Origin of the sequence: Streptomyces sp. NPDC005794 (assembly GCF_042871445.1) — a bacterium.
In the GTDB taxonomy this organism is placed as follows: Bacteria; Actinomycetota; Actinomycetes; order Streptomycetales; family Streptomycetaceae; genus Streptomyces.
The window spans coordinates 134,087-160,201 of record NZ_JBIAIN010000010.1 but is presented as its reverse complement, the minus strand read 5'-3'; the positions used below and the strand labels follow the sequence as shown (position 1 = coordinate 160,201).

24 protein-coding genes are annotated in these 26,115 nt (G+C 72.9%); 14 read left to right on the top strand and 10 right to left on the bottom strand.

Translation table 11 applies throughout. The annotated features are described in order from the left end of the window. Positions 1 to 50 precede the first annotated feature (50 nt). Positions 51 to 1,502: an NCS2 family permease gene (locus ACFYQ5_RS18260; protein WP_389198534.1), complete on the bottom strand. Its 1,452-nt coding sequence runs from the start codon at positions 1,500 to 1,502 to the stop codon at positions 51 to 53. Positions 1,503 to 1,691: 189 nt separating this feature from the next. On the opposite strand from ACFYQ5_RS18260, the gene ACFYQ5_RS18255 reads away from it, so the two are divergent. Next, complete coding sequence (locus ACFYQ5_RS18255; protein ID WP_389198532.1) at positions 1,692 to 1,994, top strand: DUF2530 domain-containing protein; 303 nt, start codon at positions 1,692 to 1,694, stop codon at positions 1,992 to 1,994. Positions 1,995 to 2,086: 92 nt separating this feature from the next. Next, positions 2,087 to 4,492, top strand: a complete 2,406-nt coding sequence (locus ACFYQ5_RS18250; RefSeq protein ID WP_389198531.1) for an HAD-IC family P-type ATPase — start codon at positions 2,087 to 2,089, stop codon at positions 4,490 to 4,492. A gap of 9 nt (positions 4,493 to 4,501) precedes the next feature. Here ACFYQ5_RS18250 and ACFYQ5_RS18245 read toward each other — a convergent pair whose 3' ends face one another. Next, a complete protein-coding gene (locus ACFYQ5_RS18245) occupies positions 4,502 to 5,362 on the bottom strand; it encodes a DUF5707 domain-containing protein (RefSeq protein ID WP_389198529.1) in 861 nt (286 codons plus the stop codon). Positions 5,363 to 5,577: 215 nt separating this feature from the next. Here ACFYQ5_RS18245 and ACFYQ5_RS18240 point away from each other — a divergent pair, with 215 nt between their 5' ends. Continuing rightward, the gene (locus ACFYQ5_RS18240; protein WP_389198527.1) at positions 5,578 to 5,838 is read left to right on the top strand and encodes a hypothetical protein; all 261 of its coding nucleotides are present in this window, start codon (positions 5,578 to 5,580) and stop codon (positions 5,836 to 5,838) included. A 25-nt stretch (positions 5,839 to 5,863) separates the two neighbouring features. On the opposite strand, the gene ACFYQ5_RS18235 is transcribed toward ACFYQ5_RS18240, so the two are convergent. Beyond that, a complete protein-coding gene (locus ACFYQ5_RS18235) occupies positions 5,864 to 9,040 on the bottom strand; it encodes a sacsin N-terminal ATP-binding-like domain-containing protein (RefSeq protein WP_389198525.1) in 3,177 nt (1,058 codons plus the stop codon). Positions 9,041 to 9,391: 351 nt separating this feature from the next. Then, a complete protein-coding gene (locus ACFYQ5_RS18230) occupies positions 9,392 to 10,321 on the bottom strand; it encodes a DUF3027 domain-containing protein (protein WP_389198524.1) in 930 nt (309 codons plus the stop codon). 429 nt (positions 10,322 to 10,750) lie between these two features. Between ACFYQ5_RS18230 and ACFYQ5_RS18225 the strand changes: the two genes are divergently transcribed. From ACFYQ5_RS18225 to ACFYQ5_RS18210, 4 genes are read left to right on the top strand one after another with little or no spacing between them, the layout of a single operon-like run. Next, positions 10,751 to 12,181 (top strand): MFS transporter, encoded by a 1,431-nt coding sequence (locus ACFYQ5_RS18225; RefSeq protein WP_389198522.1) that lies wholly within the window; start codon positions 10,751 to 10,753, stop codon positions 12,179 to 12,181. Between the two features lie 27 nt (positions 12,182 to 12,208). Further along, positions 12,209 to 12,691 carry a DUF2771 domain-containing protein gene (locus ACFYQ5_RS18220; protein WP_389198520.1) on the top strand — a complete coding sequence of 161 codons (483 nt, stop codon included), beginning with the start codon at positions 12,209 to 12,211 and terminating at the stop codon, positions 12,689 to 12,691. A 47-nt stretch (positions 12,692 to 12,738) separates the two neighbouring features. Continuing rightward, positions 12,739 to 13,458, top strand: coding sequence for a futalosine hydrolase (locus ACFYQ5_RS18215; protein ID WP_389198518.1), 720 nt, complete (start codon positions 12,739 to 12,741; stop codon positions 13,456 to 13,458). Continuing rightward, positions 13,430 to 14,335, top strand: a complete 906-nt coding sequence (locus tag ACFYQ5_RS18210; protein WP_389198517.1) for a 1,4-dihydroxy-6-naphthoate synthase — start codon at positions 13,430 to 13,432, stop codon at positions 14,333 to 14,335. The genes ACFYQ5_RS18215 and ACFYQ5_RS18210 overlap by 29 nt, the downstream gene beginning before the upstream one ends. Before the next feature lie 34 nt (positions 14,336 to 14,369). Here the strand turns inward: ACFYQ5_RS18210 and ACFYQ5_RS18205 are convergent, their stop codons facing one another. Further along, positions 14,370 to 14,753, bottom strand: coding sequence for a cold-shock protein (locus tag ACFYQ5_RS18205; protein ID WP_389198515.1), 384 nt, complete (start codon positions 14,751 to 14,753; stop codon positions 14,370 to 14,372). A 166-nt stretch (positions 14,754 to 14,919) separates the two neighbouring features. Between ACFYQ5_RS18205 and ACFYQ5_RS18200 the strand changes: the two genes are divergently transcribed. After that, positions 14,920 to 15,156, top strand: a complete 237-nt coding sequence (locus ACFYQ5_RS18200; protein WP_389198513.1) for a hypothetical protein — start codon at positions 14,920 to 14,922, stop codon at positions 15,154 to 15,156. A gap of 6 nt (positions 15,157 to 15,162) precedes the next feature. Here ACFYQ5_RS18200 and ACFYQ5_RS18195 read toward each other — a convergent pair whose 3' ends face one another. Beyond that, complete coding sequence (locus ACFYQ5_RS18195) at positions 15,163 to 15,780, bottom strand: HAD family hydrolase (protein WP_389198511.1); 618 nt, start codon at positions 15,778 to 15,780, stop codon at positions 15,163 to 15,165. A gap of 90 nt (positions 15,781 to 15,870) precedes the next feature. On the opposite strand from ACFYQ5_RS18195, the gene ACFYQ5_RS18190 reads away from it, so the two are divergent. The 5 genes from ACFYQ5_RS18190 to ACFYQ5_RS18170 all read left to right on the top strand — a co-directional run bounded on the left by ACFYQ5_RS18190 (position 15,871) and on the right by ACFYQ5_RS18170 (position 20,083). Beyond that, positions 15,871 to 16,071, top strand: a complete 201-nt coding sequence (locus ACFYQ5_RS18190) for a hypothetical protein (protein WP_389198509.1) — start codon at positions 15,871 to 15,873, stop codon at positions 16,069 to 16,071. Between the two features lie 68 nt (positions 16,072 to 16,139). Beyond that, positions 16,140 to 17,150, top strand: a complete 1,011-nt coding sequence (locus ACFYQ5_RS18185; protein ID WP_389198507.1) for a FecCD family ABC transporter permease — start codon at positions 16,140 to 16,142, stop codon at positions 17,148 to 17,150. After that, positions 17,147 to 18,232, top strand: coding sequence for a FecCD family ABC transporter permease (locus ACFYQ5_RS18180; protein ID WP_389198505.1), 1,086 nt, complete (start codon positions 17,147 to 17,149; stop codon positions 18,230 to 18,232). Before ACFYQ5_RS18185 ends, ACFYQ5_RS18180 begins: the two co-directional genes overlap by 4 nt. Continuing rightward, positions 18,229 to 19,101, top strand: coding sequence for an ABC transporter ATP-binding protein (locus ACFYQ5_RS18175; protein ID WP_389198503.1), 873 nt, complete (start codon positions 18,229 to 18,231; stop codon positions 19,099 to 19,101). The genes ACFYQ5_RS18180 and ACFYQ5_RS18175 overlap by 4 nt, the downstream gene beginning before the upstream one ends. A 1-nt stretch (position 19,102) precedes the next feature. Next, a complete protein-coding gene (locus ACFYQ5_RS18170; RefSeq protein ID WP_389198501.1) occupies positions 19,103 to 20,083 on the top strand; it encodes an ABC transporter substrate-binding protein in 981 nt (326 codons plus the stop codon). A gap of 72 nt (positions 20,084 to 20,155) precedes the next feature. Here the strand turns inward: ACFYQ5_RS18170 and ACFYQ5_RS18165 are convergent, their stop codons facing one another. The 3 genes from ACFYQ5_RS18165 to ACFYQ5_RS18155 are packed head-to-tail and all read right to left on the bottom strand — an operon-like array spanning position 20,156 to position 22,590. Next, positions 20,156 to 20,701 (bottom strand): TetR/AcrR family transcriptional regulator, encoded by a 546-nt coding sequence (locus tag ACFYQ5_RS18165; protein ID WP_389198499.1) that lies wholly within the window; start codon positions 20,699 to 20,701, stop codon positions 20,156 to 20,158. A gap of 12 nt (positions 20,702 to 20,713) precedes the next feature. Continuing rightward, the gene (locus ACFYQ5_RS18160; RefSeq protein ID WP_389198497.1) at positions 20,714 to 21,295 is read right to left on the bottom strand and encodes a sugar O-acetyltransferase; all 582 of its coding nucleotides are present in this window, start codon (positions 21,293 to 21,295) and stop codon (positions 20,714 to 20,716) included. Between the two features lie 56 nt (positions 21,296 to 21,351). Next, on the bottom strand, positions 21,352 to 22,590 hold the full coding sequence (locus ACFYQ5_RS18155; RefSeq protein ID WP_389198496.1) for a hypothetical protein: 1,239 nt from the start codon (positions 22,588 to 22,590) through the stop codon (positions 21,352 to 21,354). 63 nt (positions 22,591 to 22,653) lie between these two features. On the opposite strand from ACFYQ5_RS18155, the gene ACFYQ5_RS18150 reads away from it, so the two are divergent. Beyond that, positions 22,654 to 25,119, top strand: coding sequence for a helicase-associated domain-containing protein (locus ACFYQ5_RS18150; protein WP_389198494.1), 2,466 nt, complete (start codon positions 22,654 to 22,656; stop codon positions 25,117 to 25,119). Between the two features lie 85 nt (positions 25,120 to 25,204). Here the strand turns inward: ACFYQ5_RS18150 and ACFYQ5_RS18145 are convergent, their stop codons facing one another. Continuing rightward, positions 25,205 to 25,960 (bottom strand): hypothetical protein, encoded by a 756-nt coding sequence (locus tag ACFYQ5_RS18145; protein WP_389198492.1) that lies wholly within the window; start codon positions 25,958 to 25,960, stop codon positions 25,205 to 25,207. Between the last annotated feature and the right edge of the window lie 155 nt (positions 25,961 to 26,115).

Genomic DNA, 26,115 nt, shown 5'->3' with positions numbered 1-26,115 from the left:
CCGCCCCGCAGGGGTGGAGAGGTCCGCGTGGACGGACGATCCGTACGCGCTTACGTGAGGCCGAGCGCCGGCATCGCGTAGTAGAAGACGAAGACCGCGGACACCACGTACATGGCCGCCGGGACCTCCCGGCCGCGGCCCGCCGCCAGGCGCATCACGCTGAAGGCGATGCAGCCGATCCCGATGCCGTTGGTGATCGAGTACGTGAGCGGCATCATCAGCATGGCCATGAAGGCCGGGATGGCGAGTGTGTAGTCGCTCCAGTCCACGTCGCGGACGTTGCCCGCGAGGATCAGGAACCCGACCGCGATCAGCGCCGGAGTGGCCGCCTGCGAGGGGACCATCGTCGCCAGCGGCGTCAGGAGCAGCGCCACGGAGAAGAGCAGTCCGCTCACCACGCTCGCGAGCCCGGTACGGGCACCCTCGCCGACGCCCGCCGTGGACTCCACGAAGCAGGTCGACGCGGAGGAGGAGCTCACACCACCCGCGGCGACGGCGACGCCGTCGACGAGCAGGACCTTGTTGATCCCCGGGAAGTTGCCGTCCTTGTCCATCAGCTTCGCCTCGTCGCCGACGCCGAGGATGGTGCCCATCGCGTCGAAGAAGCAGGACAGCAGCACGGTGAAGACGAAGAGGACGCCGGTCAGGAGGCCGACCTTCTCGAACCCGCCGAACAGGCTGACCTCACCGATGAGGCCGAAGTCCGGGGAGGAGACGGGATTGCCCGGCCACTCCGGGACCGTCAGCCCCCAGGCGCCGGCCGGCAGGTCGGCGACCGCCTCGACGACCAGCGCGACGACCGTCATGACGACGATGGAGAGCAGGATGGCGCCCGGCACCTTGCGGACGATCAGCGCGAGGGTCAGCAGCACGCCGAGCACGAAGACCAGGACCGGCCAGCCGTTGAGGTGACCGTCGCCGCCGAGCTGCAGCGGCACCGTGGTGTGCGCGGCGTCCGGGATGCGGGAGACGAAGCCCGAGTCGACCAGACCGACCAGCAGCACGAAGAGGCCGATGCCCATCGCGATGCCCTTGCGGAGCGAGCGCGGCACGGCGTTCATCACGCGCTCGCGCAGTCCGGTCGCGACCAGCAGCATCACGACGATGCCCGCGAGGACGACCATGCCCATCGCGTCCGGCCAGCTCATCCGGGGGGCGAGCTGGAGGGCGACGACGGTGTTGACGCCGAGGCCGGCGGCGAGCGCGATCGGCACATTGCCGATGACGCCCATCAGGAGCGTGGAGAACGCGGCCGCCAGCACGGTGGCCGTGACGAGCTGGCCCCCGTCCAGCTGGTGCCCGTACATGTCCTTCGCGCTGCCGAGGATGATCGGGTTGAGCACGATGATGTACGCCATCGCGAAGAACGTGGCGAAACCGCCACGGACCTCGCGGGCGACCGTCGACCCCCGCTCGGAGATCTTGAAGTAGCGGTCGAGCACGCCGTGAGGCTGCTGCGGCATCGGAGGCTGATCGACCGGAGCGGTGGCCGAGGAGGACATGTGTGACCTTCAGTCGCGCGTCGAGGGATTAAAAGTGGTCATTCTTGGATGTTCACACGAATGAATCGAGCCACCCATAAGCAGATTCAGTATGAATACATAACTGAAAGATCGCTATCTCCGCGCGTAGATCCTTGCGCCGACTGGCCCGAGGCACCCCCGTCGCGTCGCGGCACTAGACTCGGCCGCATGGAGAAGTGGACACCGAAGCACGAGGCACCCGAGCCCCTGGAGGGTCCCGTCGTCGCCACCATCACCGGCGGCACGATCCTCTGGTTCGTCCTCTTCCTCGTGCAGGTCCCCTTCTACGGCTGGTTCGACGACCGCGGACACGCCTGGTGGATCTGGGTCTGCCTCGCCGGAGCCGGGCTGGGCCTGATCGGCGTCTGGTACGTCCGGGGGCGGGATGCCGCGCTCAAGCGGGCCGCGGCGCGGGCCGAGGCGGCTGTCACCGACGCCGGCCCGACGACGTCCGGCACCGCGCGTTCCTGACGTACGACCGTGGGACCATTCCGGTCCTCCCGCAGTCGGAACGTCCGGCGCCCGGCGGGTGAATCGCGCCTTCCGCCCGTACGGTCGGACTCATGACGCAGCGGGCACTCGACTCCTCCGGCGAGCAGCCGGAAACCGTACGGACCTCTCCCGCGACGCCGCCGGGCGGGCTGACCACCGCCGAGGTCGCCGAACGGGTCGCGCGGGGTGAGGTCAACGACGTACCGGTCCGCTCGTCCCGCTCGGTCACCGAGATCGTCCGTGCGAACGTCCTCACCCGGTTCAACCTGCTCATCGGTGTGCTCTGGGTGATCATGCTGTCCGTCGCGCCGATCCAGGACAGCCTCTTCGGCTTCGTGATCGTCGCGAACACCGGGATCGGCATCGTCCAGGAATGGCGGGCGAAGAAGACCCTGGACAGCCTCGCCGTGATCGGCGAGGCGAAACCGACCGTGCGGCGCGACGGGACCTCCGCCGAGGTCTCCGTCTCCGAGATCGTCCTCGACGACCTGGTCGAGCTCGGCCCCGGGGACAAGGCCGTCGTCGACGGCACGGTCGTCGAGTCCGACAGCCTGGAGATCGACGAGTCGCTGCTGACCGGCGAGGCCGACCCGGTGCTCAAGCGGCCCGGCGACCCGGTGATGTCCGGCAGCTTCGTCGTCGCGGGCGGCGGGGCCTTCACCGCCACCAAGGTCGGCCGCGAGGCGTACGCCGCGCAGCTCGCCGAGGAGGCGTCCCGCTTCACCCTCGTCCAGTCCGAGCTCCGCAGCGGCATCAGCACGATCCTCACGTACGTGACCTGGATGATGGTGCCGACGGCGATCGGGCTCATCATCAGCCAGCTGGTCGTCAAGGACGACAACTTCAAGGACTCGGTGGCCCGCACGGTCGGCGGCATCGTCCCGATGATCCCCGAGGGCCTGGTCCTGCTCACCTCGGTCGCCTTCGCGATCGGGGTCATCCGGCTGGGCCGTAAGCAGTGCCTCGTGCAGGAGCTGCCCGCCATCGAGGGCCTGGCCCGGGTCGACATCGTCTGCCTGGACAAGACCGGCACCCTCACCGAGGGCGGCATGGACGTCACCGAGGTCCGCCCGCTGAACGGCTCCGACGAGGACTACGTCCGCCGTGTCCTGGGAGCCCTCGGCGCGTCCGACCCCCGGCCCAACGCCAGCCTCCAGGCCATCGTCGACGCCTGCCCGGACGGCGAGGGCTGGGGCGTCACCCAGACCATGCCCTTCTCCTCGGCCCGCAAGTACAGCGGCGCCGCCTTCACCGAGGGCGACGGCGCCTCGTCCGCCTGGCTGCTCGGCGCCCCCGACGTGCTGCTGTCCACCGACGACCCGGCCCTCGCCGAGACCGGCCACCTCAACGAACAGGGGCTGCGGGTCCTGCTGCTCGCCCGGGTGCGGGGCGAGCTGGACGCCCCGGACGCCGCCTCCGGCGCCGCGCCCACCGCACTCGTCGTCCTGGAGCAGCGGCTGCGGCCCGACGCCGGGGAGACCCTGGCCTACTTCGACGACCAGAACGTCGCCGCGAAGGTCATCTCCGGCGACAACGCCGTCTCCGTCGGCGCGGTGGCCCGGAAGCTGGGGATGCCGGGCGCCGAGCACCCCGTGGACGCCCGCCGGCTTCCGCAGGCCCGTGACGTCATGGCGACGGAGATCGAGCGGAACGCCGTCTTCGGCCGGGTCACCCCGCAGCAGAAGCGGGACATGGTCGGGGCACTCCAGTCACGCGGGCACACGGTCGCGATGACCGGCGACGGAGTCAACGACGTCCTCGCGCTGAAGGACGCCGACATCGGGGTCTCGATGGGCTCGGGCTCCGAGGCGACCCGCGCGGTGGCCCAGATCGTGCTGATGGACAACAGCTTCGCGACGCTGCCGTCGGTCGTCGCCGAGGGCCGCCGGGTCATCGGCAACATCACCCGGGTCGCCACCCTGTTCCTGACGAAGACGGTCTACTCGGTGCTGCTGGCGATCCTGGTGGTCTGCTTCCAGGTGGAGTACCCGTTCCTGCCGCGCCATCTCACGCTGCTGTCCACGCTGACGATCGGCGTCCCGGCGTTCTTCCTGGCGCTCGCCCCCAACAAGGAGCGGGCCCAGCCGCACTTCGTACGCCGTGTCATGCGGTACGCGGTCCCGTCCGGGGTCATCGCGGCGGCGGCCACCTTCACCACGTATCTGCTCGCCCGCCACCACTACGCCGGCACGGGGGCGCTGGACGCGGAGACGAGCTCGGCGACCCTCACGCTGTTCCTGGTCTCCGTGTGGGTCCTGGCGATCATCGCCCGCCCGTACACGTGGTGGCGGGTCGCCCTGGTGGCCACGATGGGCCTGTGCTTCGTCATCGTGCTCGCGGTGCCCCGGCTCCAGGACTTCTTCGCTCTGAAGCTGGTGGGCACGACGATGCCGTGGGCCGCGGTGGGGATCGCGGCGGCAGCGGCGGCCGTCCTGGAACTGGCCTGGCGTGTGGTCGGCCGCCGCTTCCGCCCCTGAGAAGGGTGGTTACTTCACGTCGACGAAGTCACCCGCGGTCGTGACGGCCGGGGTGGTCGACGTGCCGGCGAAGCTGTAGCGCCAGTAGCCGTCGACCGAGGCCTTGGCGGTGGTCTTCAGCGCACCGGTGCTGTTCGTGTTGATGGTCTTGACGGTGGTGTAGGTGCTGCTGGTCTTCTTGCGGAACTGCAGCTTCACGGGCTGCGCGGTGTAGCCCATGTAGGTGCCGTTCTCCCAGTTGGCGCGCGTCAGCTTGCCGGTGACCGTGATGGTCTTGCCCTTCTTGACCGGCTCCGGCGCGGCGTTGACGGTCAGCTTGGAGAGGCGCTGGACGCGGGCCTTGGTCTGGTAGTCGTTCCAGGCGAAGTCGCTCTGGTCTCCGGCGAGGGCGCCCGCGGTCACGTTCCAGGTACCGGCCAGCGTGTTCTTGTAGAGGTCGTAGCCGGGGAGGACCGTGATCGTCAGCTTGCAGGTGGCGGTCGTGGCGCTGGAGTGCGTGCAGGTCGCCGCCTCCTCGTTCGGGATCAGCGCGCCGTCCAGCTCGGAGGCCGTCCCGTGCCACAGGTCGATGTAACCGTCGGCGATGCCCGACGGGTGGGACGCGGTGACGGAGACGGTGATCTTCTTCGCGGCCGTGGTGCCGACGACGATGTCCTTGCCGCCGTTGATGACGACCTTCGAGATGACCGGGGTCGTCACGGCGGCGCGCGCCGCGGCGCGGGGGGCCTTGACGCCGGAGCCGAAGACGTCGGCGGCGGTGGGCTTGTCCAGGCTCGGAACCGCCTGGTCACTCGCCTGCGCCGCCGGAACGGCGAGAGCGGACAGAGCCAGGGCGCCGGAAACAGCGGCGACGGTGGCACGAATACGCATGTGGTCCCCTGTGGAGCAGGGGACCCGCCGGGGTGGTGTTCGCCCCGGCAGGTCCCAACTGGTCGGTGAGTCTGGTGACTCGCACGAACAGACAGCGAACAGACCTGAAAGGTTGTGCTCACGACACGACTTTTTCGTGAAGATCGCATACATCGGCCGAACCGGGGTAGGCGCCGCGCGGCATCAACACCCTCACCCCCCGAAGGGACATGCGCATGATCGACCTGCTCACCGGAGCCCTCGCGGTCGGGATCACGGGAGCCCTGGGCATCGCCGGAGACCGCGCCGCCCGCAAGCGGAAGCGCGCCTTCTGGGATCACTACGGAACCTACGAAGGCTTCCGCGACCAGGTCGACGCGGACAAGGTCCGCGCCGTCCGCAGCGCCCGCGGGGACGTCGCAGCGATCAAGACCGTCCGGGACGACCACCCGCGCGTCTCACTGGTGCTCGCGAAGCGGTACGTCCAGGAGCTGTGAGCCCGGCCGGCTCGCGGCCGGCCGCTCAGTCGAACCAGCGGTCCCGGGCCAGCTCCTCGGTACGCGACGGGTCCTCCAGCAGGGCCGCCACCTCGAAGCGGCGCGGCCACTGGCCGGCCGCCCAGGCGAGGCCGGCGGCCACGCCCTCCACCGTGGACGCGTGGACCACCCCGTCCGGGGTGCGCCGCCAGTCCAGCTCGACACCGCCGGCGCGCAGTTCGCCGTGCTCGATGTAGGTGTCGGGGGTCCCGGCACCGAGCAGGATCCGCACGGACTCCGGCACCTGGTGCTCCTCGCCCTCCGACGTCACCACGGCCTCGACGCTCTCGCCGAGCCGCCGCACCTGGAGCAGGTCCGCCAGCTCGGCCGCCCGGGCGGGGGCCACCGGCAGCAGCGGGAGGCCCCCGGTCAGCGGCAGCAGGTCGGGGGCGTCGGCGATCACGACGTCGGACGCGTCGGCGACCCGCACCTCGTCATCCACGACGGCCCGCAACTCGTCCGGCAGCGTGACCTGTTCGGGGTCCAGCTCGGCGAGCGCCGTGTACAGCGAATGCAGTTGGACGGGACCGACGGGACGCTCCTCGTCGGCGAGCCGGCCCAGCAGTTCGGCCGCCCCGCCCGGCTCGTCCAGGAGTGCGGCCACCGAGGTCCGTACCCCGAGGGCGCGCAGCACCTGCGCGTCGTCGAAGCCCGTCGCGTCGGCGGAGTCGTACAGGCCGGCCAGGCGCGGGTCGCCGCCCGCCGCGCGCAGCCCGGCCGGACGGCGGCCGTCGAGCACGGGGTGATCGCGCAGCCACCAGGCGGTGTAGGGCCGCACCGACTGCGTCGTACCGTCCGGGAGCAGCACCCGTACCGGCTGGGTCAGCGCGTCGCGCAGCGGCGGCCGGGCGAGCATCGCCAGGGCCTGCGGCCAGGCGTCGTCGTCGACGAGGTCCAGGTCGCGTACGGCGACGATCTCGGTGGCGACCGGCGGCACCGGGGTGTCCGGGAGCTGGTCCAGGACGTCCTCGCACCACACGTCGACGGCGTCGAGCAGCCCGGCGTCGTCCGGCTCGGCGAAGTCGGTGTCGCGGGGCTCCAGTTCGTCCGGGTCCAGGACCACGTCGGTGGCCCGTACGAGGGCGAAGGTGGCCAGCACCCCGCAGGCGGTCAGGGGCTGTTCGCCCCAGCGCTCGGCGAGTTCCGCGTCGCACAGGGCGAGTTCGCCCTCGCGCATGACCTGGGCGAACGGGCTGTCCGGCAGCACGAGTTCACCGGCGGGCGCGGGTTCGCCGTCCTCGTCGGGCAGGGCGAGCGCGCCCAGCCAGGGCTCGTCGCCGGGCGCGAGGTCCGCGTCGCGTACGAGCGTGAGGACGGTCTCGGCGAGCTCGTCGCCGTCGAGGGCGTCCTCGTCCCACACCTCGCCCGCCTCCAGCGACCCGGCGACCGCGGCCCGGACCTGCGGGGTCGTCAGGACGGCGCGGGAGGTGGCGGGCAGGGCTCCCAGCTTCTCCAGCAGGGGGTGGGCGGCGTCCGGGTGGGCCATCTTCAGCCCGAGCCGGGCCAGCCGGCCGAGGACGGGGGAGGTCAGCGTGTCCGGCAGCGGCAGGAGGACCTGGCGGGGGCCGATGGTGGTGCGGGGGGTGTCCCCGGAGCCCGCGAGGGGCACGGGCAGCCCGGAGAGCCGGTCGGGGTCGACGCCGGCCAGGCTGTCGTACAGCCGCCGCCACCAGTCCGGGTCGCGCTCCAGGCCGGCCAGCCGGTCGACGGCCTCGGTCAGCGGGACCCGGGCGACGCCCAGCGCGCGCAGCTCGGTGCGGCGCTCCAGCCCGGCGGGCAGCAGACAGGGCAGGACCTCGGCGAGGACCCGTACGGTCGCGTCCCCCACGCCCTCGACCACCTCGGCCTCGACCGGCCGCAGCGCGGTCGTCCCCGGGCTCGGGGCCCCGGTGCCGTCCCAGTCGTCCCACCGGTCCGCCGCCTCGGCCGGGTCCCGGGGCGCGGCGGGCTCCAGGAACGCGACCCGGGGCAGCCTCTCCAGGATCGCGGCCCGCAGCGCGCCGTCGAGCTGCCCCTTGCCGAGCACGCCCGGTACCAGCGCGATCGTGGCCACGGAGACGGGTTCCCAGCCGGCCAGCAGCTCGGCGTACGCGTCGGCCGCGCGCTCCACCAGGAAGTCGGTCAGCGGGCCCGGCGCGGGGTGGCGTCGGGTGGTGTCGAGCGGCAGCGAGGCGATGAGCAGCGCGGGGACGCCGAGGGGTTCGTCGGTGGGGGTCGGCGCGTGCACGACGGGTGCCGTACGGGGGTGCTGGGGCGCCCCGTCCTCGTCGACGGGCACGGCCCACGTCACGGACCAGTACGGACGCAGCCGTTCCTCGACGGGCCGGTCGGCCAGCAGTGCGGGCTCCAGGGCGCCCTGGGCGGTGGCGGTGCGCCAGCGGTGGAGGCCGTGCGCCGAGTCGTCGACGTGCGTGTACGGGCCGTGCTGCGAGCGGCTCAGCGTCCGTACGCCGTCGGAGGTCTCGATCACGACCTCGTCGAGGCCGGACAGCGTCAGGAGCAGCGCGTCGTCCACGCCGTCGAGCAGCCTGCCCACGAGGTCCTCGGCGACGCCGTCGCGGAGCGGCAGGACGACGACGGTGTCGTACCCGTCGGGGGCGGTGCCCTCGGCGGGCAGCGGGAGCCGGAGCAACGGTACGTGTCCGTCGCGGCGGCGCAGCTCGTCGCCGAGGCCGGGGCTGCCGACGGCCGCCTGCCGCGCGAGGTCGCGTGCCTCGGCGAGGGACCAGCGGACGCCGCCGTGGCGCCCGATGACGGCGGGCTCGTCGCTGACGGCCAGTACGGCGGCGAATCCGACGCCGAAGCGGCCGACGGCCGACTCGTGGCCTTCACGCTTGGCGGAGGCCCGCAGCGTGCTCAGCGACTCGACGCCGGTCGCGTCGAGGGGCGCGCCGGTGTTGGCGGCGGCGAGGACGGCGGGAGTGTCCTCGCCCGCGTCGTGCAGGGTGAGGCGCAGCCGGCCGGGGACACCGGCGCGGGCGGCGGCGTCCGCGGCGTTCTGGGCCAGCTCGACGACCAGGCGGTCGCGGTAGCCGCCCAGGGCGAGGTCCTCCTCGGCGTTGGCGTCCTCACGGAAGCGGGCGGGGCCGGCGCCCCAGGCGTCGAGCACGCCGCGCCGCAGTCGCGCCGTCCCGAACGGATCGGCCCCCTCGGTCGCATTCATGCCCACGCTCGTACTCCGCTCTTCCGGTGAACCCGTGACGCTGGGGTCTCTCGTTTGGATCATGCCGGGCTCGCGTGCCCTGGCACCGCACCTCGCGGCGTCGTCGTCAATCAACAACGCTCCGCGTTGTCTCAATCCTCCGCCTTGCGATGCACGGCAACGAAAGACCCAGTGTGCGCCCGAAGGTACCGCGACCGGGAAGCCCTCGGCGCCGGCCGGCCCCGGTATCAGCAACACGCAGGGCCGGACCGCACCCCGGCAGAATCAAGCCCGTCCGGCGTTTGAGGACAAAGCCTGTACCAGGAGCGCCCCCGGGCACCGCAAGCCCGGACCCCACAGCGGGCAGGAGCGTCAGGAGTGGCCGAGGTCCTCCGTCGAGCCGTCGGTCCGGTCGGGGACCGAGCCGGAGCCGTCGGCGGGACGCAGGGCGTAGTCGTCCACCCGCATCGTGTCCAGCGCGTGCGCGGGCTTCGGCGTCTTCGGCATGACCGCCGCCTCGGAGTGCCCCCCGCAGCCGTACGACAGGGAGACCACCCGGCCGTCCGCCGGGGCGAACTCGTTCGCGCAGACCCCGAAGGCCTGCTTCAGCGAGCCCGCCATCGGCACCAGGAAGGCACAGGTGACGCAGGACGCCGGTGCCGCCTGCGCCATGGGCGTCTTCGCGCCGAACTCCTCGTCCCAGCGGTCCGCCGCCAGCCGCAGCCCGTACCGGGACAGCACCCTTGCGCGCCGCGTGCCGAGCTCGTCGGCGACCGCGGCGATCGAACCGCGGCTCGTCGCGGGCCGCGCCGTCAGCTCCGCGTCCTCGACGTCGGCGAGGGCGGCCAGCTCCTGCGACACCTCGGAGACGGCGCTGTTCGGCAGGGGCTCGTCCTCGCCCGTCCAGCCGGGCTCCAGGCGCGGGTCCTCCGCCTCGGTGGGCAGGAGGTCGCCGGGACCCATGTCACCGGGCCGCAGCCGCTCGCTCCAGGGCACCCACTCGGGGGCGAGGAGCGCGTCGGATCCGGGCAGCAGCACCGTTTCGTCAAGGGTGACGTTCTTGGCGCGGGAGGCCCTGGCGACCGTCACCGCCCAGCGCCAGCCCCGGTAGCCGGGCTCCTTGGACTCGAAGAAGTGCGTGACGACCCGGTCACCTTCGGAGACCAGGGCCACGTGCTCACCCACCACTCCTGGCGCGGCGGCTTCCTCCGCCGCCGCGCGTGCGAGGTCTACCGCCTCGGCGCACAGACGGTCAGGGGCGGGGGTACGGGCCGTACGGCTTCGCGTCGTCGCAGCACTCACAGGTCTCGCTTCTCTCCATACGCCGTCTCACGAGCGCGCCAGCAGCTCCATCGATGTCCGATTTCGGCCATGACAGTTGTGAGCGGAGCGGACCTGGGGGCCGCGTCGACGTCCACACCCGTTGTGCCTGCCTCGGGCGCGCCTTCTGCCACCCATTCTGCGGGATCGCCGAGAGGCGCGCGGCCAAGAACAACCGCCGGTGGCGCGTGAGTGCACGCTACCCTCTCCGCCGCCCCACGCCCACCTGCCCGTCCCGAACTGGGCAGGATCCCGGACCGGAGCCTGCTCCGAGCAGTGGCCGATACGCCCGGAACCGGCGCTGTGTCCAGCAGTTATGCGGCCGGGACGACTCACCCGACGGAGCGGCCGCCGCCACGCCCCGCCCCGATCATGCGTTCGTCCGGGCCGGGGGTGGGGCACTATGACCACGTGACTGCCGCCAGGTCGTCCGACGGATCCGGTCCGCTCCGCAGGGCGGGCCGGGTGATGGGCCGTGCCCTGCGCGCCCCGTTCACGGGCACCGCACGGGGGATCCGGAAGGCGACCCACGCCCATGGGGCGGGCGAGTCCGGCCTCGGCAAGCTGATCGAGCTGCACGCGGTCAACGGCGCCGGTGACGTCATGATCACCGTGGCGCTCGCCTCCACGGTGTTCTTCTCCGTGCCGACGGACGAGGCACGCGGCCGCGTCGCCCTCTACCTCGCCGTCACGATGGCCCCCTTCACCCTGCTCGCCCCGGTGATCGGCCCCCTCCTGGACCGTCTGCCGCACGGCCGCCGCGCCGCGATGGCCGGTGCGATGTTCGCCCGGGCCGTGCTCGCGATCACGATGTCGGGCGCGGTGGCCACGGGTGGGCTGGAGCTCTATCCGGCGGCCCTCGGGGTCCTGGTCAGCTCGAAGGCGTACGGGGTCGTGCGCAGTGCCGTCGTACCCCGCCTCCTGCCACCCCGCTTCTCCCTGGTGAAGGCCAACTCGCGGGTGACCCTGGCCGGGCTGCTGGCCACCGGTGTCGCGGCGCCGGTCGGGGCGGGGCTGCAGAGCGTCGGGTCCGCCTGGCCGCTCTACGGGGCCTGCGCGATCTTCCTCGGCGGTACCGTCCTCGCCTTCACGCTGCCCCCCAAGGTCGACTCCGCGAAGGGCGAGCGCAAGGCCCGTCTCGTCGTCCCGCACGAGGAGGCGGACCGCCCGGCCGTCCCCCGCGGCAAGGCCGAGGACGGCAGGAGCGGCAGCACGAGAACCGGGCGGAACGGGCGGGAGAGGCCACCCGGGCTGCGGTCCGTGGGGCCCTCCGTCCTGCACGGCCTCCAGGCGAACGCCGCGCACCGCGCGCTCTCCGGCTTCCTCATCTTCTTCCTGGCGTTCCTGCTGCGTGAGCATCCCCTGGCCGGTCAGAGCGCCGCCGTCTCCCTCGGCATCGTCGGCGTCGCGGCCGGTACCGGCAACGCCTGCGGCACGGCGGTGGGCTCCTGGCTCAGGGCACGCGGCCCCGAGGTGATCGTCGCGACGGTGCTGGGGCTCGCCCTGGGGGCCGCCGTACTCGCCGCGGTGTTCTTCAGCACCGTCATGGTCGCCGCTCTCGCCGCGGTCGCCGGTTTCACCCAGGCCCTGTCGAAGCTGTCGCTGGACGCGATGATCCAGCGCGATGTGCCGGAGGAGGTGCGTACGTCGGCCTTCGCCCGCTCGGAGACTCTGCTCCAGATGTCCTGGGTCGTCGGCGGCGCGATCGGTATCGCGCTCCCCCTCAGCGGAGTGCTCGGCATGTCCGTCGCCGCCGGGCTCCTCGCCCTGGGCGCCGCTGCCTCCGTACGGGGCCTCCTGGGGGCCGCGCGGCGCGGCTCGCCGCACCCCCGCGTGGCGTGAGCGGCACCGACCGATAACCTTCGGCGCATGACCGTTGCGTTCTTCTCCGGTAAGGGCCGTCGAATCGGCGTCGCTCTTGGTGCCGTGTCCGCGGGACTCCTTGTCCTGTCCGCCTGCGACAAGCCGACGCCGCTCGCCACCGTGACGGTCGGCGACACCTCGGTGAACACCGAGGCGTCCTGCTACAACGACGGCAAGGCCCTCAAGGAGTCCGAGATCCAGGGCTGCCTGAACAAGAAGGCGGAGAAGTCCGTCGAGGTCGCGATGGACGACAAGGTCCGCTTCGGCGTCGACCCCGAGGTCGCGGAGAAGGGCTGGACCCTCTTCATCAACGGCCAGCAGGCCGAGCAGGAGCCCTACAAGAGGACCTACCGGTCGATCCCCGGCAGCGCCTTCTTCGCCAGCCAGACGGGCGAGACCACCGCGGACAAGACGCAGGTCAGCATCGTCGAGACCAAGGGTCAGAAGCTCACGGGCATCTGGCACTTCCAGCTCACGAAGACGTCCTGACCTCCTTCCGTCCTCCGACCGACCCTCTGACCCCGAGGACCACCGCTGTGCGGGTGCTTGTCGTGACCGCTGTCCCTGCCGAAAGGGACGCGGTCACGCGTGCGTTCGGGGGTGATCCGGAGGTCCGCGAGGTGCCGGGCGCCGAGCTGCACCGGGCCGGGCCGTTCGACGTCCTCGCGGGCGGCGCGGGTCCGGCGGCCGCGGCGGCCGCCACGGCCTTCGCCCTCGCCGCCGCGCCCGCCTCGCAGCCGTACGCGGCCGTCGTCTCGGCCGGCATCGGCGGCGGTTTCGCACCCGCGGCGGCCGTCGGCTCCCTCGTCGTGGCGACCGGCATCGTCGCCGCGGACCTGGGCGCCGAGACCCCGGACGGCTTCGTGCCCGTCACCGGTCTCGGCTTCGGCAGGGACACCTTCCTGCCGCCCGCGTCCCTCGTCCGGGACGTGGCCCGGGCCACCGGCGCCGTGCCGGGCCCCGTCCTCAGCGTCTCCACCGTGACCGGCAGCGCGGCCCGCACCGCCGAGCTGCTGGCCGCGCATCCCGGAGCCGTCGCCGAGGCCATGGAGGGCTTCGGCGTCGCGGAGGCCGCCGACCGGTTCGGCGTGCCGGCGCTGGAGCTCCGCGCCGTCTCGAACACCGTGGGGCCGCGCGACCGCGCGGCCTGGCGCATCGGCGAGGCCCTGGCGGCACTCACCGAGGCGTTCGGGAAGACCGCACCTGTAGTGGAAAGTTGGACCCGACATGACCGACTCGACCGACACCGTGACTGACACCGCGACCGACTCCGCCGGCGCACCGCTCCCCGCGCTGCGGATCGCCTTCTCGCCGTGCCCGAACGACACCTTCGTCTTCGACGCCTGGGCGCACGGAAGGGTCCCCGGCGCGCCCGCCCTCGACGTCACCTTCGCCGACATCGACCTCACCAACGGCATGGCCGAGCGCGGCGAGTTCGACGTGCTGAAGGTGTCGTACGCCGTCCTGCCGTGGGTGCTCGACGAGTACGCGCTGCTGCCGTGCGGCGGCGCCCTCGGGCGCGGCTGCGGGCCGCTCGTCCTCACGCGCGAGCCGGGCGCGGACCTGACGGGGAAGACCGTCGCGGTGCCGAGCGAACGCTCCACCGCGTACCTGCTGTTCCGGCTGTGGGCGGCCGAGGTCGTCCCGGACGGTGTGGGCGAGATCGTCGTCCTGCCCTTCGACGAGATCATGCCCGCGGTCCGCGACGGCCGGGTGGACGCCGGGCTCGTGATCCACGAGGCCCGTTTCACGTATCAGAACTACGGCCTGCACAGCCTCGCCGACATGGGCGAGCACTGGGAGTCGACCACCGGCCTGCCGATCCCGCTCGGCGCGATCATCGCCAAGCGCTCGCTGGGCGAGGAGACGCTGAACCGGTTGTCGGACTCGATCCGTACGTCGGTGCGGATGGCCTGGGACGACCCGGAGCGCTCGCGTCCGTACGTCCTGGAGCACGCCCAGGAGATGGACCCGGCCGTGGCCGACCAGCACATCGGGCTCTACGTGAACGAATTCACCGCCGACCTCGGCGAGAGCGGCTACGCGGCGATCCGTGGCCTGCTGACCCGGGCGGCGGCCGAGGGCCTCGTGCCGGCGCTGGCCCCGGACGCGTTCTCCGTCACCGCACGCTGACCGACGGGGCCGGGCCCCCGGGCCCGGCCTCCTGTCAGACGTCGAGCTGGTCGGCGACCGCCCTCAGCAGGCCGGCGATCTTGGCGCCCGAGGCCTTGTCGGGGTAACGGCCCCGCTCCAGCAGCGGCGTGATGTTCTCCAGCACCGTCGTCAGGTCCTGGACGATCGAGGCCAGCTCGTCCGGCTTGCGCCGCTGCGCGGCGGCGACGGACGGGGTGGGGTCGAGCATCACCACGGAAAGGGCCTGGTCACCGCGCTGGCCCGCGACCACACCGAATTCGACGCGCTGGCCGGGCTTGAGCGCGTCGACGCCGGCTGGAAGTACGGAGGAATGGACGAAGACGTCGGCGCCGTCGTCGCGCGAAAGAAAGCCGAAGCCCTTTTCCGAATTGAACCATTTGACCTTACCCGTGGGCACGTCTGTCCTCGTCCTCGTACTCGTCGGTGTGCGGGAGAGCCGCGATACGGCTCCTGATAGCAGTACAGCGGGTCTTCCGACCCGCCATGCCCCAGGCTAATGGGCCAGGGGCCGTAGACAAGACGTCGCCGAATGGTTCCGCCGAGCTGGGAACTACCCTGACCGGGTGAGTACTACTCCTTCCGGCGCGGGCGACCGGCTCGTACAGGCCGGCGCGATCGTCTTCTTCATCGGCGCACTGGCCACTCTGGTCACTGTGGCCCCCCTGTTCCTGGGCACCGACCCGTTCCCGCCCATCGCCTACGCGGTGTGCATGCTGATGGGCCTGGGCTTCCTCATCGCGGGCGCGGGGGTGGTGCGGTCGGTGTGGAAGAACTCCCCGAAGCGCGCCGCCGCTCAGTAGCGGCGCTCACGCCGCCGCGTAGGTCCGCAGCCAGGCGGGGAACACCGTGAGGTCCGGCAGGATCACGTCGGCGCCAGCCGCGCGCAGCTCCTCCTCGTCGCACGGGCCGGTGGTGACACCGACCGACAGGGCGTCCGCCGCACGCGCCCCACGGACGTCTCCGGTGTGGTCGCCGACGTAGACCCGCGCGCCGTGCTCGAGGAGCGCCTCCGCCTTGCCCTCGGCCCAGAGCCCGCCGATCAGCACGTCCGCGTCGATGCCGAGGTGCGCGAGGTGCAGCTTGGCGTTCGGCTCGTACTTCGCGGTGACGACCATCGCCCGCCCGCCGAGAGCCTGGACGGCCTCGACGGCCTCCCGGGCGCCGGGGAGCGCGGTCGTCGGCGTGATCGCCGTGTCCGGGTAGATCGCGCGGTACCGGTCGCACGCCCCGGCGACCGCGTCGGCCGGGAACCAGTTCCGCATCTCGTCCTCGAGCGGCGGGCCGAGCCGGCTGACGACCAGGTCGGTGTCGATGTGCACACCCGTCTCGGCTGCCAGTGTCTCGTAGGCGGCCTTGATGCCGGGCCGGGAGTCGATGAGCGTCATGTCGAGGTCGAAACCGACCGTCAGAGTGTGTGAGGGCATGCTTCCCATTGTGCCGACCGCCCCGGCCCGGGTGTCCGGCCCGTCCGCGTCCAGCCGGGGAATCAGAGTTGACCCCCGTGCTCGCGCGAGGTGCTCCTCGCCCGCTGCACAGCCGTCACCTTCGTCGCCGTCCATGGCGAGTACAGCACCCCCGGCACCCTGCGGGTCGGTGATGTCTACAGCATCCAGGCCCCGGTGACCGCCCAGGAGGTGGAGCTGCGCAAGGAGAGGGCCCTGGGTCCTATGGCGGAGAAGGCAGGTCCCCTGCGCAGGCACGCAGGCCGCCCCTAGGCTTAGTGCCTTACCTCGCAGGGTCCTGATCCCGCACGTCCCGGCCGTGCTCACCCCGATTGGTTCCGATGGCAGCCGCCGCTCCACGCCTGTCCAGACGCGCGCTCGCGACCGCCGCCGCCGTCGTCGCGCTGCTGCTCGCCGTTCTGCTCAGCCTCGCCGTGGGGGCGCGGACCATCGCGCCGTCCGCGGTCCTGGACGCCCTGCTGCACGGCGGGCACTCCGACGCCGCCGAGGTGATCCGGCAGATGCGGGTGCCGCGCACCGTGATCGGGCTGATGGTCGGCGCGGCGCTCGCCCTCGCGGGCACGGTGCTGCAGGGCATCACCCGTAACCCCATCGCCGACCCGGGGATCCTCGGGATCAGCCAGGGCGCCTCGGTGGCCGTCGTCCTGGCCATCGCGTACGCCGGGATCCACACCCTCACCGGCTATGTGTGGTTCGCGTTCGCGGGGGCCGCCGTCGCGTCCGTCGCGGTGTACGCCATCGCCTCCCGGGGCCGCGGCGGCGCGACGCCGGTGAAGCTCGCGCTGGGCGGGGCCGCGATCAACGCGCTGCTGGTGTCGGTGACCATGGCGGTGCTCACCACCAAGGCGTCGGCGCTCGACGAGTTCCGCTTCTGGCAGGTGGGCTCGATCGCCGGCCGCGAGGCGCAGGTCGCCCAGCAGATCTGGCCGTTCCTGCTGATCGGCGCCGTCCTCGTGCTGTCCGTGGCGCGCGGTCTCGACGCGCTGGCGCTGGGCGAGGACGTCGCGAAGGGCCTGGGCCAGAACGTGGCGGCCGTCCGCGTCGTCGGCGGCATCGGGGCCACCGTGCTCACCGGCGCGGGCGTCGCGGCGGCCGGACCGATCGCCTTCGTCGGCCTCGCCGTCCCGCACATCGCCCGCGCGATCGTGGGCGGCGACCACCGCTGGGTGCTGCCGATGGCGGCCCTCGTCGGGCCCGTGATGCTCCTCGTCTCCGATGTCGTCGGCCGGGTCCTGTTCCCGCCCGGCGAGGTCCCGGCGGGTGTGATGACGGCGCTGATCGGTGTCCCGTTCCTGGTCACCCTCGTACGCCGGAAGGCGGTGCCCGCATGAGCGCGGACACGGCAGTGCCCGTACGGACCCCGGTCCGGCCCGCCGGTTACCGCGTCGTACGGGTGGGGAAGCGGGGCCGCTTCCTGCTCCACCGGCGGGCCGGGCTCGTCGCGGTGGCCCTCGGCGTCCTGCTGGCCGTGGTCTGCGTCGCGTACCTCTGCGTCGGCGAGAGTTTCGTGGCGCCCGCGGAGGTCGTGAAGGTCGTCCTCGGGCAGCCGTCCCCGGACGAACTGGTCGTGGGCACGCTGAGGCTGCCCCGCATGGTCGTGGGACTGCTCGTCGGCGCCGCGTTCGGGATCGCCGGGGCGCTGATCCAGACCGTCGCCCGCAACCCGCTCGCCAGCCCCGACATCATCGGCGTCAGCCAGGGCGCGAGCGCGCTCACGGTCGGCGCGATGACCTTCGGCCTCACCTCGTACACCGTCCTGCCCTCTCTCTCCGTCGTCGGCGGTGTCGCCGCGGCGGCGCTCGTGTACGTCTTCGCGTGGCGCGGCGGGCTCCACGCGACCCGGTTCGTCCTCATCGGGATCGGCTTCGCGATCGCCCTGCGGTCGGTGACGACGCTGTTCCTGACGAAGGGCGACTACCTGGTCGCCCAGCAGGCGCAGATCTGGATGACCGGTTCGCTCAACGGCCGAGGCTGGGACGAGGCCGCCCCGATCGGCTGGGCGCTCCTGGTCCTGCTGCCCGCCGTGCTGTGGGCGGCCCGGGCGCAGCGCACCGTCTCGATGGACGACGACACCGCGACGGCGCTGGGCGTGCGCCTCGGGCGCGTACGGCTGGGGCTCGTCGCCCTCGGGGTGGTGCTGGCGTCGGTGGCGACGGGGACGGCGGGACCGGTCGACTTCGTGGCGCTGCTCGCCCCGCAGATCGCCCGCCGGATGACGCGTACGGCGCAGATCCCGCTCCTGTGTTCCGCGCTGCTCGGCGCCGTGATCGTCGTCTTCGCCGATCTGCTGGCCCGCAGGCTCTTCTCCCCCACCGAGCTTCCGGTGGGGGTGCTCACGGCGGCGGTCGGCGCCCCGTATCTGATCTGGCTGATCATCCGTGGCCACGGTGGCCGCACTGGAGGCACCGCATGACGACGACCCGTTCCACGGACAGCAGGACCACCCCGAGCGCGTCGAGGCTCACGGCGCGCGCCCTGACCCTCGCCTACGACGACCGCACCGTCGTGCAGAAGCTGGACCTGGCCGTCCCCGACGGGTGCGTGACGGTCATCGTCGGCCCCAACGCCTGCGGCAAGTCGACGACCCTGCGGGCGCTCGGCCGGCTGCTGAAGCCGGCCGGCGGTTCGGTGCTCCTGGACGGCACGGAACTGTCCCGCATACCCACGCGCACGATCGCCCAGTCGGTCGGCCTGCTCCCGCAGACACCGGTGGCGCCCGAGGCGATCACCGTGTCCGACCTGGTCGCCCGGGGCCGCCAGCCGCACCAGCGCTGGTGGCAGCAGTGGTCCGAGGCGGACGAGCGCGCGGTGACCGACGCCATGGAGCGTACGGACATCACCGCGCTCGGCGACCGGCCGGTGGACGAGCTGTCCGGGGGCCAGCGCCAGCGGGTGTGGATCGCGATGGCGCTCGCGCAGGACACGGATCTGCTGCTGCTCGACGAGCCGACGACGTATCTCGACATCGCGCACCAGGTCGAGGTCCTGGACCTGGTGCGCCGGCTCGCCGCTCCGGCGGCGGACGGCACGCGGGGGCGGACGGTCGTGACCGTCCTGCACGACCTCAACCAGGCCGCCCGGTACGCCGACCACCTCGTCGCCATGAAGGCGGGCCGCATCGTCGCCGAGGGCCGGCCCGGGGACGTCGTCACCGCCGAACTCGTCCGCGAGGTCTTCGGCCTGGAAGCCGTCATCGTCCCGGACCCGGTCACGGGTTCGCCGCTCGTCGTACCCGGCGCGCCCTGGACTCCCGCCCCGTCCTCCTCAGGAAAGGCCCTCTGACATGCCCGCCTCGCCCCGTCTGCTCGTCGCCGGTTCGCTGGCCGTGACCGCCGCACTGACCCTCACTTCCTGCGGCTCGTCGGACTCCGGCTCCGAGTCCGACGGTTCGGCCTCCTCCTCCGGCGGCGACAAGACCCACATGGTCGCCACGGCCATGGGCAACATCAAGGTCCCCGTGGCGCCGAAGCGCGTCGTCGTCCTGGACAGCGCCGAGCTGGATTCCGCGCTCACCCTGGGCGTGAAGCCGGTCGGTGCCACGCACACCGGCACGGAGTCGGGCTACCTGAGCTACCTGCCGGAGGAAAAGGTCGCGGGCATCGAGGACGTCGGCGAGATGATGACGCCGAACCTGGAGGCCATCGCGGGCCTGAAGCCGGACCTCATCCTCACCAGCAAGATCCGCCACGGCGACACGTACGACGAGCTCGCGAAGATCGCGCCGACGGTCATGACGGAGAACACGGGCTACCCCTGGAAGGAGAACTTCCAGGTCCACGCCAACGCGCTCGGCAAGGTCCCGGCGGCCGAGAAGGTCATCGCCGCGTACGACACGCACGTCGGTGAGGTCACCGAGGCGCTCGGCGGCAAGGAGAAGGCGGCGGCCACCGAGGTCAACATCGTGCGGTTCGTCGAGGGCGCCGACATCCGCATCTACGGCCGCCAGAACTACATCGCGACGATCCTCGCCGATGTCGGTCTCGGCCGGCCCGCGGTCGTCGACAAGGCCAAGGACGGCTTCTCGTACGACGTCAGCCCGGAGAAGATCGACCAGGCGGACGCGGACGTCATCTTCCACTCGACGTACGGGGACGCGGAGAAGTCCAAGGAGAAGCAGACCGTGGGCAGCGGCCTCTGGAAGAACATGGCCGCGGTGAAGGACGGCAAGGTGTTCCCCGTCGAGGACGAGCTGTGGGTCCAGGGCATCGGCTACTCGGCGGCCGGCAAGATCCTGGACGAGCTCCAGGCGGACCTGACGAAGTAGCCGGTACGAGGGCTGAAGCCTGTGGGGCGCGGTGTCAGGTTCGCGCCCCACAGGCGGTCCGGGGAGGCGCCGTCAAGCGCCGGAGGTCATCCTCAGCACCGCCAGCCGCGTCAGCTCGCGGCCCTGCGGCTCGGTGTCGAGGGACCGGTGCAGGGCCAGTCCCTCGATGAGCGCGTCCAGCTGGCGGGCGGTGTCCGGATCGAAGTGCTGCTCCAGCAGGCGGCGGCTGCGGTTCATCCACGCGTGCGTGAGCTCGCGGTACTCGTCGCGCCGGGCGGCCAGCGTGTAGAGCTCCTGGGTGAGGACGAGGTCCCTGCGGGGCCCCTCGGAGAGCACGTGGATGAGGTCGGCGACGGCCTCACGGGCCTGCTCGGGGGTCTCGGCCCGGCCCAGGTACAGCTCGAAGACGGCCACGATGTGGTCGGCGAAGCGGGTGAAGGCCTCACGCAACAGGTCGTCGATGCCGCCGAAGTGATACGTCATCGAGCCCAGCGGGACATCGGCGCGGCCGGCGATCTTGCGGTGGGAGACGCCGGCGACCCCCTCCTCCGCGATGTGGTCGAGCGTGGCGGCGAGGATGCGCTCACGCCGCTGCGGATCCGTGCGTCCGGTGGCCATGGGGCGGGCCTGTCAGACGCTTCGGATGACGCGGGCGGGGTTGCCCACGGCGACGACGTCGGCGGGGATGTCCTTGGTGACCACGGCTCCCGCGCCGATCACGGAGTTGTCGCCGATGGTCACCCCGGGGCACACGACGACTCCGCCGCCGAGCCAGACGTTGTCACCGATGGTGATGGGGAGTGCGGCTTCCAGCTTGTCCCGGCGGGGGCCCGGTTCCACGGGGTGGGTCGGGGTGAGGAGCTGGACGTTGGGGCCGATCTGGCAGTCCTCGCCGATGGTGATGCGCGCGACGTCCAGCGCGGTGAGGTGGTAGTTGACGAAGGTGCGGGCGCCGATGGTGATGTTGCTGCCGTAGTCGACGAACAGCGGCGGCCGCAGGTCGACGCCTTCGCCCACGAAGTCCAGCAGCTCGGCCAGGAGCGAACGGGCCGCGTCGGCGTCCTCGGTGTAGGCGGCCTGGAAGCGGGCCGCGAGGCGCATCGCCCGCTGCTGGCGGCCGGCGATCTCCGGATCGTCGGCGACGTAGAGGTCGCCCGCGAGCATGCGCTCGAGGTTGGTGCGCGGATCGTTGGCGAAGTAGTCCGTCGGCATGCCCGCGATCGTACCCCTCAGATGTACGAACGTACACTCCCGCCCCGCACCCTTTCTCACCCTGTCAGCCTGCGCGCCCGCCACACCAGATACAGCGCCGACGCCACCGCCGCCACCCGCACCACCACGGGCCAGACGTCCGTCATCGCGTCGCCCATCGCGTCCGCGGCGAGGGGCGCGCCCCAGCGGCCCTCCATGCGGCCCCACAGCCAGACGAAGGCCCCGGCCACGACCACGCCCGGCAGGCCCAGCGCGACCCACTTCGCCTCCGCCCGCGAGAACTTGCGCGAGCTGTACGCCAGCAGCCAGCCACCCGCGAGCGCCAGCCATGACCCGAGCACGGCTCCGGCCACCAGCAGCGCGGCGGCCAGCAGCAACAGCGGGTTCGAGAGCCGGGGCCGCACGGCCGCCCCGTCGCCCTCGGCGACCCGCCCGGGACGGCGCAGCCGCAGCTTCCGCCGAGGCCGTGCCGCCGACGGTTCCGGTACGGCGTCCTCCTCGCCCGCCGTCGGCCCGGGGTCCTCGGCCTCCACCGGAGCGCGTGGCGGGGTCTTCGGCGCACTCGGCATCCCGAACAGCTCCGGGCTCAGCAACCCGCCCGTGAACCCGGGCACGGACGTGCCGGGGCCCATGGCCCCCGGCCCGTCCTGTCCGCCCGGCCCGCCTTCACCGAAGGGCCCCGGCTCGATCCGCCACCACTCGGACTCGTCTCCGGACGGGGCCTGGTCAAGGCCCGCCATGTGCGGCGCGGACGCCGCCGGCCAGTCCGGGACCGGTTCCGTGGACGCCGGTTCCCCGAGGCCGGACTCCGCGCTCCGGGTCTCGGCCTTCCTGGCCTTCCTGGCCGCCCTCGGTTCCTTGGGCCTCTTCGGCTCCTCGCGCGCCTTCGACTCCTCGGGCCTCTTCGGCTCCTCGGGCCTCTTCAGCTTCTCGGCCTCCGGCGACGCGCCCTTGCGCGACACGTCTTTCCGGAGCACTCCCCGCCGCGCCCTGGGCACCCCGCGAGAGCCCGCGTCACTCGTGGCCTCATCCGCCCGGGGTGACGGCAGCGGCACCGCGCCGTCGCCCGACTCGGCTGCCGCGGCCACGAGTTCACCCGGTGCGCCGATCCTGCCGAGGATGCGCCGGACCACCGCCGGAGAGTCCGAGCCGTCGGTGCCGCGCTGCCGGTCGATCTCGCCCCGCAGCGTCGCGACGAGTCTCATCCGGGCACCCGAGGACAGCTGTTGTTGCTGCGCCAGGTCACCGACCCGGCTGAGATAGTCGTAGACCAGCTGGTCGCTCTCGATACCCACGCGACGTTCTCCCTCCACCCGCCCTGCCCCGACGGTAGCGTTCCAGGGGCTACCGTGGGACGGATGGGGACGACCACACCACCGCGCACGCTCGCCGAAGCTCTGCGCGCCCGGGGCGACGAATCGCTGGCAGGGCTGCTGCGCGCCCGCCCCGATCTGCTCAGCCCCGTACCGAACGACATCACCCAGCTGGCGACGCGGGCCGGCACACGGGCCTCCGTCATCCGTGCGCTGGAGCACCTCGACCGCTTCGCCCTGCAGACCGCGGAGGCGCTGGCCGTGGCGCCGGACCCGGCTCCGTACGACACGCTGCTCGCGCTGCTCACCGGTGACGGCCAGGACGACGGCGACGGGCGGGACGACGCGGGCGCGGCGATCACCGGCGCACTGCCCGCAGCCCTCACGACCCTGCGCGAACAGGCCCTGGTCTGGGGCGAGGACGCCCGGCTGCACCTCGTACGCACCGCCCGCGAACTGCTCGCCCCGTCCCCGCAGCACCCCTCCCCCACGGGCCTCGGCCCGACCGTCGCCGAGGCCACCGCCGGGATGTCGCCGGGCCGGCTGCAGGAGATCCTGGCCACCGCGGGGCTGCCGGCCACCCACGACCCGGTGTCCGCCGTCGCCGCGCTGACCGGACTCTTCACGGACCGGACCAGGATGGCGGAGCTGCTGGACACCGCCCCGGTCGAGGCGCTGTCCGTCCTCGACCGGCTGGTCTGGGGTCCGCCGTACGGGGAGGTCACCCCGAACCCCGCCCAGCCCGTGCAATGGCTGCGGGACCGCGGTCTGTTGCTGCCCGTGTCGACCCGCACCGTCGTCCTGCCGCGCGAGGCGGCGCTGCATCTGCGCGCCGGCCGTGCCCACCGCGTGCCCGAGCCCGTGCCGCCGGCGCTCGTGGCGGCGGCCGAACGGGATCCCCAGGCTGTGGACAGAGCGGCGGCGGGCCAGGGCTTCATGGCGCTGTCCACCGTCGAGGAGCTGGTGAAACTCTGGAACAACGGCGGCCCGGCCATCCTCCGCGCGGGCGGCCTGAGCGTGCGCGAGCTGAAGCGTGCCGCCGGCGCGCTCGACGTCACGGAGCCCGTCGCCGCCTTCTGGATCGAACTCGCCTACGCGGCGGGCCTGCTGGCCCCCGACGGCGAGACCGACGAGCGGTACGCGCCGACGCCCGCGTCCGACGAGTGGCTGGACCTCCCCACCCAGGACCGCTGGACGCACCTCGCCACGGCCTGGCTCGCCGCCACCCGCACCGCGGGCCTGATCGGCGGTCAGGACTCCAAGGGCCGGGCCCTGTCCACGCTCGGCCCCGACCTGGACCGCTCGGCCGCACCCGAGGTACGCCGCCGGGTCCTGGCCCTGTTCGCCTCGCTCCCGCCGGGCACCGCACCCGACCCGCAGACCCTGCTCGCCCGGCTCCGCTGGGAACGGCCGCTGCGCACCTCGGCACCGGGCGGCCCCGCGGCCCCGGGCGACGCCTCGGACCTCCGCTCCCGGATCGCCCTGTGGACGGTCAACGAGGCGGAGATGCTCGGCATCACCGGACGCGGCGCACTCTCCTCGCAGGCCCGCGCGCTGCTCGACGAGGGCCCCGGCGAGGCCGCCGCCCTCCTCGCCCCGCTGATCCCCGAACCCCTGGACCATGTGCTGCTCCAGGCCGACCTGACCGCGGTGGCCCCCGGCCCGCTCGAACGCCCCCTCGCCGAGATGCTCTCGGTGCTCGCCGACATCGAGTCCAAGGGCGGCGCGACGGTCTACCGCTTCACGCCCGGCTCCGTACGCCGCGCGCTCGACGCCGGACAGGCCGCGACCGACCTGCACGCCTTCCTGGCCACCCACAGCCGTACGCCGGTTCCGCAGCCGCTGAGCTACCTCATCGACGACGTGGCGCGCCGCCACGGCCACCTGCGGATCGGCGCCGCGTCGGCGTACGTGCGCTGCGACGACGAGGCCGTGCTCAACGAGATCCTGGCCGACAAGCGTTCCGCCACCCTGCGGCTGCGCCGGCTCGCGCCGACCGTCCTGGCCGCGCAGGCCGACCCGGGGTCGCTGCTCGAAGGGCTGCGCGAGATGGGGTACGCCCCGGCCGCCGAATCCGCCGAGGGCGACGTCCTGATCACCCGCGCCGGCGCCCGCCGCACCCCACCCCGTACGCCGCCCGTGCCCGTCCCCGAGGGGCCGCCGGTCCCGGACGCCACCCTGCTGACCGCGGCGGTCCGGGCCATCCGGGCCGGCGACTCGGCCGCCCGCGCCGTCCACAAGGACGCTCCGGACACGGCGACGGCGGGATCGCTCCCCCGCACGACCCCCGCCGAGACCCTGGCCACGGTGCAGGCCGCCGCGATGACCGGCTCGGCGGTCTGGATCGGCTACGTCAACGCGGACGGCGCGGCCAGCCAGCGGGTGATCGCCCCGGTCAAGGTCGAGGGCGGCTTCGTGACGGCGTACGACCACACCGCCGACGAGGTCCGGACGTATCCGCTGCACCGGATCACGGGCGTCGCGGAACTCGCCGACGAGCAGTCGACCTGACCCCCCGGCCTGACCCCGGCCCGACCCCGGTCTGACTCTGGCCTGACTCTGGCCTGGCTCTGGCCTGATCCCGGCCTGGGGAGCGTCAGGCGGGGTCCATGTCCCGGAAGCGCTCGAAGGTCTCCGTGCCGTCGGCCCCCTTGGCCCACTCGACGGTCAGGGTGTTCCCGGTCTGCTCCAGGTTGCCGACGCGGTCCTTGCCGGCGACCCGGACCCCGTCCTCCTTGCAGAGCAGCGCCATCTCCAGGAAGTCACCGCTCTCGTCCTCCTGCCACCGGCCCTCGCAGTCCAGGCCGTCGGCGGTGGTGAGGACCGCGTTGATCCGGGCGGGCTCGTCGGTGTGCTCGTCGCCCAGCCCCAGCATCGTGGAGTCGGAGGCCCGCCAGACGGCCTGGAGCCCGGTCCCGGTGGGCGAGGGCATGAGCGAGGGCGGGGGCGAGGGAGGCTCCACGGGTGTCTCCTCCGTCGCGGTCGGGGACGCGGACGCGCTGGAACTCCCCTTCGCGACGGGAGCCTTGGGATCGTCGTCCCCGCCGGTGCCGACCGCGAACCACACCCCGCCGCCGATCAGGACGAGCGCCACGAGACCGGCCCCCACGATCAGCGGGGTGCGCCGCTTCCCGGGAGCCGGGGACACCGGTGTCCCCGGCCCTCGAAGAGGCGGCGGGTACGCGCCGTACGGCGGAAGCTGCGGGGGCTGCTGGGCCGCGTAGGGGTTGTCCGGCACGGGCCGGCCCCCGTGCGGATTCCCGGCCCCGGTCTGCGGTGGGCCGTACGGCGGCTGCGGGGGCGGCTGGGCTCCGGGCGGCTGCTGCGGTGGCCAGGGTGGCGGCTGTGACATGGCGTTCCTCCCCCGCAGCCGACGCCCTGCCGACGCGACCTCCCTTTCTACCAGCCGCTTCTGACGGCCGGTCGGCCGAGGGGAGCGCGGTCAGGAGGCCGGGGATCCGCCGACGCCCGCGGCCTCGCGGAGTGTCCGTTCCGCCACGCCATGGC

Bases quoted from the DNA above. Each gene is read 5' to 3' on its own strand.
- ACFYQ5_RS18220 (WP_389198520.1), top strand. From the start codon at position 12,209: ATGACCGTTGCGTTCTTCTCCGGTAAGGGCCGTCGAATCGGCGTCGCT.
- ACFYQ5_RS18185 (WP_389198507.1), top strand. From the start codon at position 16,140: ATGGCAGCCGCCGCTCCACGCCTGTCCAGACGCGCGCTCGCGACCGCC.
- ACFYQ5_RS18175 (WP_389198503.1), top strand. From the start codon at position 18,229: ATGACGACGACCCGTTCCACGGACAGCAGGACCACCCCGAGCGCGTCG.
- ACFYQ5_RS18245 (WP_389198529.1), bottom strand. From the start codon at position 5,362: ATGCGTATTCGTGCCACCGTCGCCGCTGTTTCCGGCGCCCTGGCTCTG.
- ACFYQ5_RS18165 (WP_389198499.1), bottom strand. From the start codon at position 20,701: ATGGCCACCGGACGCACGGATCCGCAGCGGCGTGAGCGCATCCTCGCC.
- ACFYQ5_RS18150 (WP_389198494.1), top strand. From the start codon at position 22,654: ATGGGGACGACCACACCACCGCGCACGCTCGCCGAAGCTCTGCGCGCC.
- ACFYQ5_RS18170 (WP_389198501.1), top strand. From the start codon at position 19,103: ATGCCCGCCTCGCCCCGTCTGCTCGTCGCCGGTTCGCTGGCCGTGACC.
- ACFYQ5_RS18145 (WP_389198492.1), bottom strand. From the start codon at position 25,960: ATGTCACAGCCGCCACCCTGGCCACCGCAGCAGCCGCCCGGAGCCCAG.
- ACFYQ5_RS18235 (WP_389198525.1), bottom strand. From the start codon at position 9,040: ATGAATGCGACCGAGGGGGCCGATCCGTTCGGGACGGCGCGACTGCGG.
- ACFYQ5_RS18260 (WP_389198534.1), bottom strand. From the start codon at position 1,502: ATGTCCTCCTCGGCCACCGCTCCGGTCGATCAGCCTCCGATGCCGCAG.
- ACFYQ5_RS18180 (WP_389198505.1), top strand. From the start codon at position 17,147: ATGAGCGCGGACACGGCAGTGCCCGTACGGACCCCGGTCCGGCCCGCC.
- ACFYQ5_RS18255 (WP_389198532.1), top strand. From the start codon at position 1,692: ATGGAGAAGTGGACACCGAAGCACGAGGCACCCGAGCCCCTGGAGGGT.
- ACFYQ5_RS18240 (WP_389198527.1), top strand. From the start codon at position 5,578: ATGATCGACCTGCTCACCGGAGCCCTCGCGGTCGGGATCACGGGAGCC.
- ACFYQ5_RS18210 (WP_389198517.1), top strand. From the start codon at position 13,430: ATGACCGACTCGACCGACACCGTGACTGACACCGCGACCGACTCCGCC.
- ACFYQ5_RS18160 (WP_389198497.1), bottom strand. From the start codon at position 21,295: ATGCCGACGGACTACTTCGCCAACGATCCGCGCACCAACCTCGAGCGC.
- ACFYQ5_RS18195 (WP_389198511.1), bottom strand. From the start codon at position 15,780: ATGCCCTCACACACTCTGACGGTCGGTTTCGACCTCGACATGACGCTC.
- ACFYQ5_RS18250 (WP_389198531.1), top strand. From the start codon at position 2,087: ATGACGCAGCGGGCACTCGACTCCTCCGGCGAGCAGCCGGAAACCGTA.